Raw genomic sequence first — 15,350 nt, forward strand, 5'->3', positions numbered from 1 at the left:
GATAGAAGGACCGGGACGGACTTTCTACAATCGGGAGTCCACATTCCATTGGCAGGAGTCCAGGCATGACCAGCGATCCGTTGGCCGAGGTGATCGCCATCCTCCAGCCGCGCGCCGTTTTTTCGAAGGTGATCAGTGGCGCCGGGCGGTGGGGCGTGCGCTATTCGGCGTTCAAGCAACCCAGCTTCTGCACCATGCTCGAAGGCAGCTGCCTGCTCGCGCTCGATGGGCACGCGCCGATCACGCTCACGGCCGGCGACTTCGTCCTGCTGCCTGCAACGCCGGGCTTCACCATGACCAGCCTCGTGCCGGGCCCCGCCGTCGCCATCGATGCGCTGGCCGCCGCGGCCGGCAGCAACAACAGCGGCGGCGCCGGCGAGATCCGGCACGGCACGCGCACCGGCCGGGCCGAGGTGCGGATGCTGGGCGGCTACTTCGCGTTCGGCTCGCCCGATGCGGCCATGCTGGTGTCGTTGCTGCCGGCCGTGCTGCATGTGCGGGGCTCGGAGCGGCTGCCGCTGCTGGTTCGCCTGGTGCGCGACGAATCGCTCGAGCGGCGGGCCGGGCGCGAACTGGTGCTCACGCGTCTCGTCGAGCTGCTGCTGATCGAGGCGCTGCGCACCGCGCCCGGCGACGCGGCGCCGCCGGGCCTGCTGCGCGGCCTGGCCGACGCACGGCTGGCTGCCGCGTTCCGGCAGATGCACGGCCATCCGGGCCGCGCATGGACGGTGGCGCAGCTCGCCCGCAAGAGCGCACTCTCACGCTCGGCCTTCTTCGACCGTTTCACGCGCGCGGTCGGCATGCCGCCGATGGAATACCTGCTGTCGTGGCGCATGGCGCTCGCCAAGAACCTGCTGCATCGCGACGGCCTGGCAATCGCGCAGGTGGCGGAGCGCGTGGGGTACGGCTCGGCCAGCACCTTCAGCACCGCGTTCAGTCGCCATGTGGGGCAACCGCCGGGGCTGTATGCACGGGTGGGCGAAGAGGCGCTTCGCGCCTGAGGGCTGAGGCAGCCCCTCAGGCGCGCAGGTCCAGCCCCCGCCACGCCTCGAACATCTCGACCTGCTTGTGCAGCCAGTCCGCAGGCGCCGAGTTCGTGCCCCAGTGGTGCAGCCGTCCGGCGGCTTCGCCGATGTTCCACAGGTGCCGAAGCTGCACGAAGAGCGGCAGCGCCGCGATGTCGCGCTCGCTGACTTCGCCGCCGCCCACGCGGTAGCCGCGCAGGTAGTGCGTCCAGCGCTCGCGCAGCACGTCGTCGGGTTCCTTGAGGTTCTTGCGCATCAGGTGCGACCATGGAAGCACTCCGAGCTCGTACGCGAGAAAGCCGGGGCCCGCATCGTCGAAGTCGAAGAACACCGACCGCGCGGTGCCGGCCGCGTCGGTGTACACATGGTTGTTGAAGCCGTGCGTGTCGCCATGGCAGATCACGCGCGTCAGTCCGCCCTCGACCGCGGCGAGCTCGTCGACGAGGCGGTGCGTCAGGCTGCGGTACGCATCGAACAGCGCGGCGTCGAGCTCCGGATGCGTCCGGAGGTGGACCAGGGTCCTGCCCGCCAGATGGTGGCCGTCGATCGTGTAGCGGCTGGGCGGGCCCGCGTAGTCGCGCGCTGCCTCGTGGATGTGGGCCAGGGTGCGGGCCGTCAGTTCGTAGTCGGCGAGCGAGTCAGGCGTGGTGCCTTCGGCATGGTGGAACAGGGCCAGTGCGCGCGGTCCTTCGGGAAACCGCAGCCGGATGTGCGTGCGCCCGTCCGCCGTCGGCACCGGCGCCGCCACGCCCGCGCCCTTGGCTGCCAGGTGGGCGAGCAGCGCGAGTTCGAAGTCGATGTTGAAGTCGCCGCGCGGACGGATCGAGTACAGGCGCGCCACGTAGCGGGTGCCGTCGATCGAATGCAGCGCGTAGTTGTCGTTCAGGCCGCGGCGGATCAGGTGGCACTGCCGCACGGCGATGCCGTGGTGCTGCGTCACCCATCGCACCACCGAGGCATGCGCGGCGGTGGTGTGGGTGGCGACGAGATCGGGGTCGTGGTCCCAGGTCTTGATTGGCGTGTCGACCACCTCACGCATCAGCGGCCGTCGGTGCATGGCAGGCGACGCACAGCCTGTTCGCTTCGGGTTCGCGAACGGATGCGCCGTGGTAGTCGTGGGGGTGGTGCGGGCGAAGGCCTGAAAAGCACAGGCTGCGGTCGAAATCGCTGACGCCGAGGAAGACATGGGAAAACATTCGGGGTCCTTGGTTACACCCCCATTGTCTCAGTGCCGACCTGCGCAGGCATCGGCGGGCCGCCAGCCGACGCCGCGCGCACTCAGAACTTGTAGCTCAGCGTCGCCACCGCGTTGCGCGGCGTGCCGAAGAACGCCTGTCCGTCGATGTTGCTGTAGTAGCGCTTGTCGAGCAGGTTCTCGATGTTGAGCTGCAGCGACAGCTGCGGCGAGAACGCATAGCGCGCCATCAGGCTCACGACCGCGCGGGAGCCTTGGGTGTAGCGCATGTCGACGCCGCCCACGCTGTACGGGTGGTACACGCGGTTCTGCCAGTTGACGCCGCCGCCGACGGTGAGCCGGTGCCAGGCGCCCGGCAGGCGGTAGCTGGTGAAGAGCGTGGCCTGCGTGGTCGGCATGGTGGGGTTGATCCGGTCGCCGCTGCCGTCGCGGCCGAGCGTGCGTGCGATGCCGCCGTTCAGCTGCCAGCCTTCGGCCAGCTCGCCGGACACCTGCAGCTCGATGCCCTTGCTCGTCACGCCGCGCGCGCCGTAGTAGGCGCCTTCGGTCGAATTGGGCACGAGTCGGGTGCCGTCGCGCTGTGCGACGTTCTCCTGCTCGGCGCGGAAGATGGCGATCGATGTGTTGAGCTTGCCGTTCAGGTGCTCGCCCTTGATGCCGACCTCGTAGCTGCGGCCGGTGACCGGGTCGAGGTAGGCGCCGCTCGCGTCGCGGTAGTTCTGCGGCTGGAAGATGTCGGTGTAGCTCGCATACAGCGAGACGCTCTCGTTCAGGTCGTACACCAGGCCCGCATAGGGCGTGAACACCTCGTGGCGGCGCGTGGCGCGGTCGTCGTCCGAGAGGCGGTGCGAGCGCCAGTTGTTCTGCCGGCCGCCAACGATGAGCTTGAGCGAATCGGCCAGCGACAGGCGCGCGGCGCCGTAGTAGCCGGTCTGGCGCGTCTTGTTGACGGCTGTCACGTCGAGCGCGCCCCAGCTCGGCTCGGCGTATGCGCCGTTCCAGAGATAGAAATTGCCGGTGCTGGGCAGCGGGCTGTTGCGCGCATGGTTGGCCTCTTCGTAGCGCGAGACGCTGTGCGTGATGCCCACCACGAGTTCGTGCTGCCTGCCGAGCAGCCGGAACGGGCCGGTCGCTTGCAGGTCGAGGCTGTTCTGTCGGAACGCATGCTCGAAGTAGCCGGGCAGCGAGCCCAGGCCGGTGCCGCTCAGGCGGTCGAGCCCGCCGAAGAGGTACAGCAGCTTGGCGTTCTGCTTGCTGTCGCGATGCGACGCGTTGGCCTTGAGCGCCCACCCGTTGTCGAGCCGGTGCGCCAGGTTCGCGAACGCCGTGGTGCTGGTCGTGTCCCAGTGCGTCCACGGCGTGCCGATGGTCTTGCCCGCATCCCAGCGCGTCGGGCCGCCGTCGGCAAAGGTCAGCGGCAGGCCGCCCCAGGTCGACGAGGTGGGCCGGTTGGCTTGCGAGTCGATGCCCACGCTCAGCGTCGTGTCGGGCGAAAGATCGGCGTCGACCACGCCGTAGAGCACGTGCTTGCGCCCGTGGTACATGTCGATGAACGAATCGCGGTCTTCCGTCATGCCGATGAAGCGCGCACGCACGCGGCCGTCGGCCGTCACCGGTGTCGAGAGATCGACCGTGGCGCGGCGCAGGTTCCACGAGCCCAGCGCGAGCGACGCGGTGCCCGCGAACACGCGGCTGTCGGCATGCTTGCGCACCAGGTTGACCGAGGCCGACGGATTGCCCGCGCCGGTCAGCAAACCGGTGGAGCCGCGCACCACCTCGATGCGGTCGTACAGCACCGGGTCATTGGTCGAGGCGCCGAAGAAGTCGGTCGTGACGTTGGTCGGCACGCCGTCGTACTGGTAGTTGTCGATGTAGAAGCCGCGCGCGTAAAGATCGGTGCGGTCGCTGTCGGAGCTCACCGAGAAGACGCCGGGAACGCTCTTCATCGCCTGGCCCAGCGACAGCAGGTTCTGGTCGTCGATCTGCTGGCGCGTGATGACGGTCACCGATTGCGGCGTTTGCCGCAGCGAGAGCGCGAGCCCGGTGGCGGCGGCCGTGGCGGGCGTGGTGTAGGCGCCGGTGCCTTCGGTGGTGCCGCTGCGGTCGGCCGCGGCCAGGACGGTGATCGGCGCCAGCGTGGCGATGCCCGCAGCGCTGCCGTCCGCACCGCTGCGGCTCAGCGTGTAGCTGCCGTCGCTGCGCAAGGCGAGCTGCAGGCCGCTGCCGGCGAGCAGCCGCTCGGCGGCCTCGCGCGCGGTGTAGCGGTCCGACACCGCCGGGCTGCTTCGGCCCTGCGTGAGCGCCGGGTCGAACGACAGCGCGATGCCGCTGCCCGCCGCGAAGCTGGACAGGGTGCGGCCGAGTGGGCCGGCGGGAATGTTCCAGCTGCGGGGCGAGGCCGCGTCGAGCGTCGCTTCGCCGGCCGCGAAGGCGGGCATGCCCGCGCTCGCGAGCCCGCCGAGGGCGAGCGCCAGCACGGCCTGGCGAAGGGCGGAAAGGGCGCGAAGAGAAGGAGGAAGAGAAAGTGGCATGTCGTTCGGACCGGTGGAAGAAGGAGGCGTGTTCACTCCCTTGCCAGCCGAAACGAAAAAAAGTCTCACCCCGCCGCGGAAATATTTTTTCGAGCCGGTCCCGGCACCAGCGTGACCCAGTGCCCGCGCAGGCGGCTCACCGCGTCCACCGGATAGGTCGACACCAGCATGCGCAGCACGCGGTCGGTGTCGTCGAGGGGAAACGCGCCCGAGATGCGCAGGTCGGCCACGGCCGCGTCGCACTGCAGCAGGCCGGGCCGGTGGCGCGACAGCTCGGCCGCGAACTCGGCCAGGCGCATGCCGTCGGCCGTCAGCATGCCTTCTGCCCAGGCCGCGTCGGCCGCATCGGCCGGCGTGAAGTCGCCGATGCGCTCGGCCGTGAAGCGCGCCTGCTGCGGCGCCGCGAGCACGCGCGATGCGGCCCGGTGCGGCGCAATGCGCACCGCGCCTTCGAACACCGCGATGCGTGTCGCGCCGCCGTCGTCGTCGCCGGTGCGCACGCTGAAGCGGGTGCCCAGCGCTTCCATTACGCCGCTTTGGGTCGCCACGCGGAACGGCCGGTGCACGGCTGTGCTGGTGTCGGGCGCGGTCGCGACCAGGATCTCGCCCGTGCGCAGCACCAGCAGGCGCTCGGCCGCGTCGAAGCGCACGTCGATCGCGCTCGCGGTGCCGAGCGTCACGCTGCTGCCGTCGGCCAGGCGCAGCACGCGGCGTTCGCCGGTCGCGGTCCGGTGCTCTGCGGTCCAGCCGCGCTCGGTGGCGAGTTGCCAGCCGAGCCAGCCTGCGGGCACGGCCGCCGCCAGCGCGGCCAGCCGACCGACCGCGGCGCGCCGTCCGCCGTGCCGGCGTTCGGTCCGCGCCAGCGACGGCATCGCGAGCGACGAGGGCAGGGCGCCGAGCTTGTTCATCAGCAGCTCGGCGCGGGCCCAGGCGCGGGCGTGGTCGGGGTGGCTCTGGCGCCAGCGCTCGCAGGCGCGGCGGTCGTCGTCGGAGGCGGCGCTGTCGTTCAGCCGCATCAGCCATTCGGCGGCCTCGTCGAGCACGCGCGGCGCGAGTGCGTCCATGCCTTTCACGCCGCTCAGCCTTCCATCAGCGCCAGGCAGCCGCGAAAGCCCTGCTGCATGTAGCGCTTCACCGTGGCGAGCGACAGGCCCAGTTCGCGTGCGATGTCCTCGTACTTCCAGCCATCGATCTGCGACAGCAAAAATGCGCGGCGCGCGGCCGGCTTGAGCGCATCAAGCATGGCGTCGATCTCGTGCAGCGTCTGCAGGATCGCCAGGCGCTGCTCGGGCGACGGTGCCTCGGGTTCGGGCATGGTGGCCAGCGCCTCGAGGTACGCGCGCTCGAGCGCCTGACGCTGATACCAGTTGACGAGGATGTTCTTGGCCACGCTCGTGAGGTAGGCGCGCGGCTGCACGATCACTTCGGGATGGCGTGCGGTGAGCAGGCGCGTGAAGGTGTCCTGCGCCAGGTCGGCCGCATCGCTCGGATTGCCGAGCTTGCGGCGCAGCCACGACTGCAGCCAGCCGTGGTGGTCGCTGTAGAGGGTGCGGACTTGCGGGTGGGCAGCTTGGACGGCTTGGGCGGCGGGCATGGCTTGCGGCACGCCGGCCGGGCCGACGTTATCAAATAAGAAGCATTCTCATTCTAGCCGGCCCTGCCCACGCCGGGCAGCCGCCTAGAACTTCCCGCGCAACGTCACCATCGCGCTGCGCGGCTCGCCATACACGTTGCCCCATGCCGGCGCGCCGATGGTCTGGTAGTAGGTCTTGTCGAACAGGTTGCTCACGTTCAGCGCGGCCGACCAGTTGCGGTTGATCTGGTAGCCGATGCGCGCGCCCCAGACCGCGTAGGAGGCCTGCTCGAGCGTGATCGCGCCCGTGGTGCGCGAGCTTGCGGTCTGGAAGTTGACGCCGCCGCCCACGGTCCACGCGTTCAGCGCGCCGGGCAGGCGGTAGTCGGTCCACAGGCGCAGCATGTGCTTCGGCGAATAGGTGCTGGCAAAGTCGATGCCGGCGTTCGCGGTGTCGTTCAGGTACCTGAATTCGTTGAAGGTGTAGCCCGCGAACACCTGCCAGCCGCGCGCCACCTCGCCGCTGATTTCCGCGTCGAAGCCCTGGCTGCGCACCTTGCCGGTGGACACGTAGCAGTAGGTGCTGCGCGAGCAGACGTTGGTCAGGTCTTCCTGGGCGCGGTTGTTCTGGTCCACGCGAAACAGCGCCAGCGACGCATTGACCTTGCCGTCCATCAGCTCGCCCTTCAGGCCCAGTTCGTAGTTGCGGCCCTTCACCGGCGGCAGCATGTCGCCGGCGGCGGTCACCGCGTTCTGCGGCTGGAAGATGTCGGCGTAGCTTGCATACGCCGACCACTGCGGGTTCAGCGCGTAGACCAGGCCGCCGTAGGGCGTGAGGACGCCGCTCTCGCGGTACGGATCGACAATTGCCTCGCCGGTCATGCGGTCGCGTTCGTTGGCCTGGTAGCGCGTGACGCGGGCGCCGAGCACCAGCGTCAGCGGATCGCTGAGGCTCAGGCGCGCCACGCCGTAGGCGCCCGACTGCGTGATGCGCGTGTCGGTGTCGCCGCCGCGGTAGCGGTTCGCCAGGAAGGTGCCGCGGGTCGGCTCGGGGATCGCCGAAACCGGCGCGAAGACGTTGTTGGCGACGCCGGGCAACTGGATCAGCGAGAAGTCGCTGTGGTTGCGCATGCGGGCGGTGTTGGCGCCGAAGTTCACCGAGTGCTTGCGGCCGAAGGCCTCGAACTTGCCGTCGACGGCAACGTCGAGCGTCTTGTTGTCGGTCTCGAAATCGAACAGCCCGGCGTACATCACATTGCCCCTCAGGGTCGCCGGGTTGACGGCCCCGAGCGCGAAGGCGTACTTGATGTCCTGCGCCTCGCGCACGTAGCCCGCCGTGACCTTGAGCGACCAGTCGGCATTGAAGCGGTGCGCGAGTTCGGCGAATGCCGAGGTCTGCGCGCTTTCCCAGCGGTTCCAATCGGCCGCCAGCGAGGTCGAGCGGCGCAGGCGCAGGTCGGCGCCGTCGCTGTAGCGCGGCAGGCCCTGGAAGAACGGCCGCGCGCGCAGCGTCTCGTGGCTGGCGCCGACGGTGAGCAGCGTCTGCGGGCCGAGGTCGGCCTCGAGCACGGCATACAGCACGCCGGTGCGGCTCTTCGCATGGTCGTAGAAATAGTCGCGGTCGTTGGCACTGCCGACGACGCGGCCGCGCAGCGTGCCTGCTTCGTTCAACGGGCCGCTCGCATCGACCTCGGCGCGGTAGTTGTTCCATGAGCCCGCGCCGGCCGACACCTGAAGTTGCTTGTCAGCCGTCGGGCGCTTGCGCACCAGGTTGATGGTGGCGCTCGGCGAACCGGCGCCTTGCAGCAGGCCGGTGGCGCCGCGCACCACCTCCACGCGGTCCAGCGTGGCGGCATTGCTCGTGAAGCTGTTGGCCTGCGGATAGTAGAAGGCGCGGTTCACGCCGTCGTACTGGTAGGTGTCGACGCGAAAGCCGCGCGAATAGACATAGCGCCCGCCCATCGGGCTGTCGTACATCGTGATGCCCGTCGACTGGGCCAGCACGTCGTCGATGGTGTTCAGGTTCTGGTCGTCCATCTTCTGGCGCGTGACCACCGTGACCGACTGCGGGATCTCCTTGAGCGTCTGCTCGCCCTTGCCCACGGTCACGCGGCGGCTGGCATACGAGCCCGAGCCCTCGGTGACCGCGCTGCGCTCGGCCTGCGCCGTGACGCGCACTTCGCTGAGCATCGGCGCGCCCGCGCCCGCCGATGCGGCGGAGGGGCTCGCGTCTGCCGCCTGCTGCTGGCGCAGCGTGTAGCCGCCGCCTTCGCGCGGCACCGCTTCGAGGCCGGTTCCCGCGAGCAGGCGCGCGAAGCCTTCGCCCACTGCATGGCTGCCGCGCAGGCCACCGGTGCGGCGGCCGTCGGTCAGCGACGGGTCGAACGACAGCGTGACGCCGGCCTGCGCGGCAAAGCGCGACAGCGCCGGGCCCAGTGCGCCTGCGGGAATGTCGTGGGCCGCGGTGGCTGCGCCGGCGGGCGGGTTCGCCTGCGCTGCGGCCGTGCCGCCCGAAGCGGCGAGCGCGATGGCCAGGCAGAGGGAAGATGGGCGCAGGGCTGCGTTGCGGGAAGAGGGCGTTGGCATGGTCGGTGGTGGTCCTGTTCTTGCCGCACTTGCAGTGCGGCTCCATGGCTTGCCCGACGAACCACCAAAAGGGGACAGGGCCGGCGGAAAAAATCTCAGGCCGGCGCCACCGTCACCCACCACCGCGTGCGCATGAGCACCTGCACCGGCAGCGTGCTCGCCACCATCGACAGCACGTAGTCGGTGTCGCGCAGCTGAAAGGCGCCGGAGATGCGCAGGTTCGCGACCTCCGGGCTGCAGTGCAGCAGCCCGGGCCGGTAGCGCGACAGCTCGGTGCAGAAGTCGGCCAGGCGCATGTTCTCGGCGTAGAGCACGCCCTGCGTCCAGGCCTGGCTCTCGGGGGACACCGCGGCGAGGGCCGAGGCGCCCTGGCCGCTCAGCACGGTCTGCTGGCCGGCGGCCACCACCGCGGCCGGCGACGAGGCACCTCGCAGGGTGACCTCGACGGCGCCTTCGGTGACGGCCAGCCGCACGGCAGGCCCGTGCGTTGCCGCGGTCTCCGCGTCGTCCTGCCGCACGGTGAAGCGCGTGCCCAGCGCGCGAAGCCGGCCCTGCACCGTCTCGACGACGAACGGCCGCGCATCGGCGGCGGTGCTGACCCTGATCGCGCCGGCGCGCAGTTGCACCGTGCGCTGCAGACCGTCGATGCGCACGTCGATCGCGCTGCCGGTGTCGAGCAGCACGCGGCTGCCGTCGACCAGGTGCACCTCGCGCCGTTCGCCGGTGGCGGTGGCGTGGTCGGAAGTCCAGCTGTCCCACGGCGCGAGGCGCCAGCCGAGCCAGGCGGCCGGCGCGGACGTGGTCACGAGGGCCAGCGTGCGCAGCGCGGCGCGTCGGTTGCCGCGGGCCTGCCGCGCGAGCACCGGCACGCCGACCGCTGCGGGCACGGCACCGAACTTCTGCGACAGGCGTTCGGCGCGCCGCCATGCGTGCTCGTGGGCCGGGTCCGCATGGCGCCAGGCCGCGCAGGCCGCGTGGTCCGCTGCGCCGGCCTGGCCCGAGTGCAGCCGCACCAGCCACTGCGCGGCTTCGCGCAGCACGGCGGCGTCCGGCACCGGCGGCAAGGCGCTCACGGGTGCACCCTTGGCGCTGCGCGCCTTCCCGCCAAGCGGGAGCGAGCTTGCTTGGGGCGGCCCGGCGCGGCGCTCACTCGACCAGCGCCAAACAACGCTCGAAGCCCAGCGCCATGTGGCGCTTGACGGTGCGTTCGCTGATGCCCAGGCGCTCGGCGATCTGCGCGTAGGTCAGCCCCTCGAGCTGCGACAGCACGAAGGCCTCGCGCGCCTTGGGCGGCAAGCCGTCGAGCATCGCGTCGATCTCGTCGAGCGTCTGCAGCAGCTGCAGGCGGTCTTCGGGCGACAGCGCCAGCGCCTCGGGCATCAGCGCGAGCGCCTCGAGGTAGGCGCGCTCCAGGGCCTGCCGGCGCCAGTGCTCGCTGACCACGCCCTTGGCCAGCGTGGTCAGGTAGGCGCGCGGTTCGCGCAGCGTGGGCAGCACCTGCGGGCGCAGCAGCACGCGCACGAAGGTGTCTTGCGCCAGGTCGGCGGCGCTGTGCGTGCAGCCCAGGCGCCGGCGCAACCAGCTGCTGAGCCAGCCGTGGTGCTCGGTGTAGAGCGCCTGCATGGCGCGGGTGTCGGCGGGAGACATGAAGGAGGAAGAAGACGCCAATGCAATTGAGAACTAATCTCATTTTATAAGCATCGATGCCCGGCCGCGCCGCGCGGGCTTTCGGATGGCCCTTTTTTCGGCCTCGTTGCGCATGTAGGGGAGAGGTGCTTTTTTTGTTGGCGCCTCGTCCGCTCACTCACCCCGCCCGATGCCTTCTTCCATCCTTGCCCATCCGGGCCTTGCCGTCCTTTCCCGCCTCGCGGCCGCTGTGCTCGGCGGCTATGCGCTGGCTGCCGCGCTGGCCGTGTTCGTGGGCGCGGTGCTGCCGTCCGCGCGCGCCGATGCGGTGCTGGCGGGCATGCAGCTCGGCTTTGTCGCTTATCCGCTTGCCGTGATCTGGGCTTTTTCGCCGGTGCCACTGGCCCGCATGTGGGCCGGCCTTCTCGTGCCGACTGCCGCGCTCGCAGCATGCGGCTGGCTGTGGCCGCGCCTGGGAGGCTGAGATGAGCAGTGCTGGCGAAGGCGGCTTCCGTCAGGCGCAGGCCTGGCTGCACACCTGGTGCGGGCTGTGGTTCTCGTGGCTGCTGTTCGCGGTGTTCCTCACCGGCACGCTGGCGGTGTTCGCCGAGCCGATCTCGCACTGGATGACGCCCGAGCACCATGCCGAGGAAGAGAAGGCGGCGGACACGCCGAACGGCACGGAGACCGGCCGCGCGCAGCGCCTTGCCTGGGGCGCGGCCTACATGGCCGAGCACCACCCGTCGGCGCCGATGTGGGAGATCTGGCCTTCGGATGCGCAGGGCGGCGGTGGGCTCACCGTGTACTGGTTCGATGCCAGGCAGCAGTACGTGGCCGCCAAGCTGAACCCGCGCACCGGCGCGCCGCTGGCCGCGCAGACGCACACGCCGGCGCGCGACACCTTCGGCGGCCAGCATTTCATCGACCTGCACTACGAACTGCATGCGGGCCGCATCGGCCTGTGGACCGTGGCCATCGCGACGCTGGCCATGCTGGTGGCGCTGGTCTCGGGCGTTGTCACGCACAGGCGCATCTTCAAGGACTTCTTCACCTTCCGGCCGAAGAAGGGCCAGCGCAGCTGGCTCGATGCGCACAACACCGCCGCGGTGCTCACGCTGCCCTTCCAGTTCATGATCGCCTATACCGGCATCGTCATTTCGGGCATGACCTTCCTGCCCGCGGGCAAGCTCATGCACTACGGCAGCGACCCGGTCGCAGAGCGGCAGTTCGTCGCCGAAATGAACGGCGGCGGCCGGCCGGCGCCGAGCGGTAACGCAATGCCCGTGCCGGATCTCGAAGCCTTCGCCGCGCGCGGCCAGGCGCTCATGGGCCAGCCGGTGCGCGCGATCGTGATCGACCACCCCGGCGATGCCGCGGCGCGCATCGGCGTCTACGGCTGGAACGGCGACGCCGACACGCTGCACCGGCTGAGCGCCACCACCGGCATGGCCATGTTCTCGGCCGCCACGGGCGAGACGCTGCAGGTGCGCCTGCCCGGCATGGCCGACGGCGGCGCCGCGGCGCGCGCGCAATCCGCAATGGGCGGCCTGCACAAGGCGACCTTCGGCGGCTGGGCCGTGAAGTGGCTCTACTTCGTTTGCGGACTGGCCGGCGCCGCGATGATGGCCACGGGCGCGATCCTGTTCATGGTCAAGCGCCGGGGCCGGCACGGCGGCGAGTTCGGCAGCGCCAGCGCGCGCGTCCATCGGTGGATCGAAGGGCTGAACGTGACCGCGACCGCGGGGCTGGGCATCGCCTGCGCAGGCTACCTCTGGGGCAACCGGATGCTGCCGCTGGACCTGGCGCACCGCGCCGAATGGGAATTAGGCGTCTTCTTCGGGCTCTGGCTGCTCGCACTGTTCCATGCGCTGCTGCGCCGGCCGAGCGCTGCCTGGCGCGAGCAGCTCGCGCTGCTGGCGGGGTTGTGCCTGCTGCTGCCGCTGTTGAACTTCGCGACCACCGGCGACCACCTGCCCGCGCAATGGCTGCGCGGCGACTGGGAAAGCGCGGGGGTCGAGGCGGTGTCGCTGGCCTTCGGCCTGGCCGCCGTGGGCGCCTTGCGTTTTATGCGCGGGCGCCGCGCGCAAGACACCGCGAAGGCGGTGCCATGAGCACCTTTAATGCGTCGCTGCTGGCGCTTGCGCTGGCCTTTGCCGGCATGGTTGCGCTGAGCTTTTCGATGGACCGCCATTTCGAGCAACTCACGCGTCGGCGCGACACGCCTCGCCTGCTGCGGGCGCTGCTGCGCGCGCTCGGCAGCCTGCTGATCGCTGCCGCGCTGGTGCCTTGCCTGCTTGCCTGGGGCGCCAGCGTGGGCATCGTCGTGTGGCTGTGTCTGCTGAGCGCGGGCGCGTTGGGCGTGACGGTGTTGCTGTCCTGCCTGCCGGGCCGCGCGCAGGTCAGGCCAGCTTCGCCCCCTCGCTGAGCAACTTCTCACGCAGTTCCCGCATCGGCACGCCGCGGACCTCGGCGCCGTGCGCCGACGCCGCCATCGCCGCGGCCAGCCCGGCGGCGTGGCCCACGGCCATCGAGATGGTCATGACGCGAATCGCCGCGTGTGCGCTGTGCGTGGCCGAGATGCCGCGTCCCACCACCAGCGTGTTGTCGAAAGCGACCGGGATCAGGCTGCGGTAGGGGATCTGGTAGGCGTGGTCGTCGCCGAGGCCTTCGTACTGCAGTGCGCCGCCCGTGGCCGGGTGGATGTCGATCGGGTAGGCGCCGGCCGCAATGGCATCGGGAAACTGTTCGGGCAGCAGGAGTTCCTCGCTCGTCAGGATGTGGTCGCCGACGATGCGCCGGGTCTCGCGGACGCCGACCTGGGTGCCGAATGCGCGCAACTGGCCGTGCTCGCAGCCCGGCACGCATTGCCGAAGGTACTGCGCCGCCTTCCAGGCCTGCCTGCGGCCCTCGATCTCCGCGGCGCCCAGTGCCATCGCGTCCGTCGCGTCGATCCCGAGGCGGCTGATGTTGAACCAGGCATCGTCGCTGAACGGATCGCGGCTCGAATGCAGCGCAGCGCGCGCGAGCTGCCCGTCTTCGTAGCCGCGCGCGGCCAGGGCGGCCACCTCTTCGCGAGAGAGCGCGTCGAAACGCGCGAAGTCGATCGGCCCGAAGCGGAACATCATCGTGGCCGGCTGCAGCGCCTCGCCGGCCTCGAGTTCCTGGAAGGCGGCGCCCGCACGCTTCATCGCGTCGATGTCGCCCGACGCATCGACGAGCACCTGGCCTTGCAGCGCGACGACGCCGCTTTTCGTGAGCACCAGCAGGCCATCGACGCGGCGCCCCGTGACCACGACGTCGAGCACGCTCGCGTGCAGCAACGGGCGTACGCCGGCCTCGCGCACCATGTCGTCGAGCACCAGCTTGAGCACTTCGGGCGCGTACTCGACGCGGTCCATGCGGTGGCCCGTCGACATCGTGAAGGTCGCATGCGCGCCGGCACCCCCGTAGCGCGTCAGGCGTTCGACCACTTCATCGGCCAGCCCTGCGACCACGCGGCGTCCGTTGGCGGTCTGCCAGCTGTTGAACTGCGCGACGGCGCCGGCCGTGGCATTGCCGCCGAGGAAGCCGTAGCGCTCGACCAGCACGACCGACGCACCCGCGCGTGCCGCCGCGACCGCGGCCATGGCACCCGCCACGCCACCGCCGCAGACGATCACCTGCGCATCGATCGTGGCGGCGACGCGAAAGCCGAGGGCGGCGCGGTCCATCACCGGTCCACCTTGATGCCGCGCGCCTGGATCACCTGCCGCCAGCGCGCCGCTTCTTCCTTCAGCAGCTGCGCCGTGGCATCCCGCGTGCGCACGACGGGCTCCAGGCCGCTGGCCGCAAAGCGTGTCTTCACGGTGTCGCTGTCGAGCGCCTGCGCGAGCAGGCCCTCGAGCCGCGCGAGGCCGTCTGGCGGGATGCTGCCCTTCGGCGCGACGATGGCCGCCCAGCCTTGCACCTCGAGGCTGGGCCGGCCCAGCGAGCGCAAGGTCGGCACGCCGGGCAACTCGGCCACCGGCGCCGGCGCAGACACAGCCAGCGCGCGCAGCCGGCCCGACTTGATGTGGGCGATGACGCTCGGCAGGTTCAGGAACCCGCACGACACCAGCCCGCCGATCAGGTCGGGCAGCAGCGCGCTCTCGCCCTTGTAGGGCACGCTGGTGACCGCGGTCTGGGTCTCGAGCGCGAACAGCTCCGCCGTGAGATGCGCCAGCGTGCCGTTGCCGCTGTTGCCCGCGGTGAGCGCACCGGGGCTGGCCTTGGCCTGGGCCACGAGCTCGGCATAGCTGGTGATCGCCGACGTTGCCGGCACAACCAGCACCAGCGGCTGCGCCGACACCATGCCCACCGCATCGAAGTCTCGCGCCACGTCGTAGCTGATCGACGGGTTGAGCACCGGGTTGATCACCATGCTGTTGCTGCCCATCAGCAGTGTGTGCCCGTCCTTGCTTTGTGCGGCCGCCATCACCCCGATGGCGCTTCCGGCGCCGGGCTTGTTCTCGACGATCACGCTCTGGCCCAGCTTCGGGGCCAGCAGTTCGGCCAGGATGCGCGCCGAGCTGTCGGCGCCGCCGCCCGGTGCGAACGGCACGATGATGCGCACCGTCTTGCTCGGCCAGGCCTCTGCGGCCCAGCCCGGTCCTGCGTGCGCGAGGGCCGCGGCAAGCGCAATGGCCGACAGGGCGGTGCGTCGGTTCGGGCGGAAAAGCGATGTGTTCATCCGTGGTGTCTCCTTCATTGGTGTGATTCGGGCATCTTAGAAAGCGCCGCCCAAGCCAGCCAATACCAAGATCGGCCGCTCCCATAACATGAGGGTATGTGGAGGC

General features: G+C 70.5%; 13 protein-coding genes. 4 read left to right on the top strand and 9 right to left on the bottom strand.

The window, feature by feature from the left end; all coding sequences use genetic code 11:
* The first annotated feature begins 65 nt into the window (after positions 1-65).
* On the top strand, positions 66-1,001 hold the full coding sequence (locus tag AC3A6J_RS12575; protein WP_487860277.1) for an AraC family transcriptional regulator: 936 nt from the start codon (positions 66-68) through the stop codon (positions 999-1,001).
* Between the two features lie 16 nt (positions 1,002-1,017).
* Here AC3A6J_RS12575 and AC3A6J_RS12580 read toward each other — a convergent pair whose 3' ends face one another.
* The 7 genes from AC3A6J_RS12580 to AC3A6J_RS12610 form a co-directional block, all read right to left on the bottom strand.
* Positions 1,018-2,082 carry a phosphotransferase enzyme family protein gene (locus AC3A6J_RS12580; RefSeq protein ID WP_487860278.1) on the bottom strand — a complete coding sequence of 355 codons (1,065 nt, stop codon included), beginning with the start codon at positions 2,080-2,082 and terminating at the stop codon, positions 1,018-1,020.
* A gap of 221 nt (positions 2,083-2,303) precedes the next feature.
* Positions 2,304-4,751 carry a ferric-rhodotorulic acid/ferric-coprogen receptor FhuE gene (gene fhuE / locus AC3A6J_RS12585; protein ID WP_487860279.1) on the bottom strand — a complete coding sequence of 816 codons (2,448 nt, stop codon included), beginning with the start codon at positions 4,749-4,751 and terminating at the stop codon, positions 2,304-2,306.
* A gap of 65 nt (positions 4,752-4,816) precedes the next feature.
* Positions 4,817-5,815 carry a FecR domain-containing protein gene (locus tag AC3A6J_RS12590; protein WP_487860604.1) on the bottom strand — a complete coding sequence of 333 codons (999 nt, stop codon included), beginning with the start codon at positions 5,813-5,815 and terminating at the stop codon, positions 4,817-4,819.
* Positions 5,816-5,829: 14 nt separating this feature from the next.
* The gene (locus AC3A6J_RS12595; RefSeq protein ID WP_487860280.1) at positions 5,830-6,345 is read right to left on the bottom strand and encodes a sigma-70 family RNA polymerase sigma factor; all 516 of its coding nucleotides are present in this window, start codon (positions 6,343-6,345) and stop codon (positions 5,830-5,832) included.
* 84 nt (positions 6,346-6,429) lie between these two features.
* On the bottom strand, positions 6,430-8,910 hold the full coding sequence (locus AC3A6J_RS12600) for a TonB-dependent siderophore receptor (RefSeq protein ID WP_487860281.1): 2,481 nt from the start codon (positions 8,908-8,910) through the stop codon (positions 6,430-6,432).
* 95 nt (positions 8,911-9,005) lie between these two features.
* The gene (locus AC3A6J_RS12605; protein WP_487860282.1) at positions 9,006-9,983 is read right to left on the bottom strand and encodes a FecR domain-containing protein; all 978 of its coding nucleotides are present in this window, start codon (positions 9,981-9,983) and stop codon (positions 9,006-9,008) included.
* A 73-nt stretch (positions 9,984-10,056) separates the two neighbouring features.
* Entirely contained in the window at positions 10,057-10,557 is a 501-nt protein-coding gene (locus AC3A6J_RS12610) for a sigma-70 family RNA polymerase sigma factor (RefSeq protein WP_487860283.1), read from the bottom strand.
* 169 nt (positions 10,558-10,726) lie between these two features.
* Between AC3A6J_RS12610 and AC3A6J_RS12615 the strand changes: the two genes are divergently transcribed.
* Genes AC3A6J_RS12615 through AC3A6J_RS12625 form a run of 3 tightly spaced genes read left to right on the top strand, consistent with a single transcriptional unit; the run spans position 10,727 to position 12,961 of the window.
* Positions 10,727-11,020 carry a hypothetical protein gene (locus AC3A6J_RS12615; protein ID WP_487860284.1) on the top strand — a complete coding sequence of 98 codons (294 nt, stop codon included), beginning with the start codon at positions 10,727-10,729 and terminating at the stop codon, positions 11,018-11,020.
* Between the two features lies 1 nt (position 11,021).
* On the top strand, positions 11,022-12,647 hold the full coding sequence (locus AC3A6J_RS12620; protein WP_487860285.1) for a PepSY-associated TM helix domain-containing protein: 1,626 nt from the start codon (positions 11,022-11,024) through the stop codon (positions 12,645-12,647).
* Positions 12,644-12,961: a DUF3325 domain-containing protein gene (locus AC3A6J_RS12625; protein ID WP_487860286.1), complete on the top strand. Its 318-nt coding sequence runs from the start codon at positions 12,644-12,646 to the stop codon at positions 12,959-12,961. The genes AC3A6J_RS12620 and AC3A6J_RS12625 overlap by 4 nt, the downstream gene beginning before the upstream one ends.
* Here AC3A6J_RS12625 and AC3A6J_RS12630 read toward each other — a convergent pair.
* Both AC3A6J_RS12630 and AC3A6J_RS12635 read right to left on the bottom strand, forming a co-directional pair.
* Complete coding sequence (locus AC3A6J_RS12630; protein ID WP_487860287.1) at positions 12,936-14,246, bottom strand: FAD-dependent oxidoreductase; 1,311 nt, start codon at positions 14,244-14,246, stop codon at positions 12,936-12,938. The genes AC3A6J_RS12625 and AC3A6J_RS12630 overlap by 26 nt on opposite strands.
* Entirely contained in the window at positions 14,246-15,244 is a 999-nt protein-coding gene (locus AC3A6J_RS12635) for a Bug family tripartite tricarboxylate transporter substrate binding protein (RefSeq protein WP_487860288.1), read from the bottom strand. Before AC3A6J_RS12635 ends, AC3A6J_RS12630 begins: the two co-directional genes overlap by 1 nt.
* Between the last annotated feature and the right edge of the window lie 106 nt (positions 15,245-15,350).

The organism is Variovorax sp. Soil_C_39 (genome assembly GCF_057656815.1).

Coding starts and splice junctions, on each gene's coding strand:
- AC3A6J_RS12600 (WP_487860281.1), bottom strand. CDS start 8,910: ATGCCAACGCCCTCTTCCCGCAACGCAGCCCTGCGCCCATCTTCCCTC.
- AC3A6J_RS12610 (WP_487860283.1), bottom strand. CDS start 10,557: ATGTCTCCCGCCGACACCCGCGCCATGCAGGCGCTCTACACCGAGCAC.
- AC3A6J_RS12615 (WP_487860284.1), top strand. CDS start 10,727: ATGCCTTCTTCCATCCTTGCCCATCCGGGCCTTGCCGTCCTTTCCCGC.
- AC3A6J_RS12630 (WP_487860287.1), bottom strand. CDS start 14,246: ATGGACCGCGCCGCCCTCGGCTTTCGCGTCGCCGCCACGATCGATGCG.
- fhuE (WP_487860279.1), bottom strand. CDS start 4,751: ATGCCACTTTCTCTTCCTCCTTCTCTTCGCGCCCTTTCCGCCCTTCGC.
- AC3A6J_RS12625 (WP_487860286.1), top strand. CDS start 12,644: ATGAGCACCTTTAATGCGTCGCTGCTGGCGCTTGCGCTGGCCTTTGCC.
- AC3A6J_RS12595 (WP_487860280.1), bottom strand. CDS start 6,345: ATGCCCGCCGCCCAAGCCGTCCAAGCTGCCCACCCGCAAGTCCGCACC.
- AC3A6J_RS12635 (WP_487860288.1), bottom strand. CDS start 15,244: ATGAACACATCGCTTTTCCGCCCGAACCGACGCACCGCCCTGTCGGCC.
- AC3A6J_RS12580 (WP_487860278.1), bottom strand. CDS start 2,082: ATGCACCGACGGCCGCTGATGCGTGAGGTGGTCGACACGCCAATCAAG.
- AC3A6J_RS12590 (WP_487860604.1), bottom strand. CDS start 5,815: ATGGACGCACTCGCGCCGCGCGTGCTCGACGAGGCCGCCGAATGGCTG.
- AC3A6J_RS12620 (WP_487860285.1), top strand. CDS start 11,022: ATGAGCAGTGCTGGCGAAGGCGGCTTCCGTCAGGCGCAGGCCTGGCTG.
- AC3A6J_RS12575 (WP_487860277.1), top strand. CDS start 66: ATGACCAGCGATCCGTTGGCCGAGGTGATCGCCATCCTCCAGCCGCGC.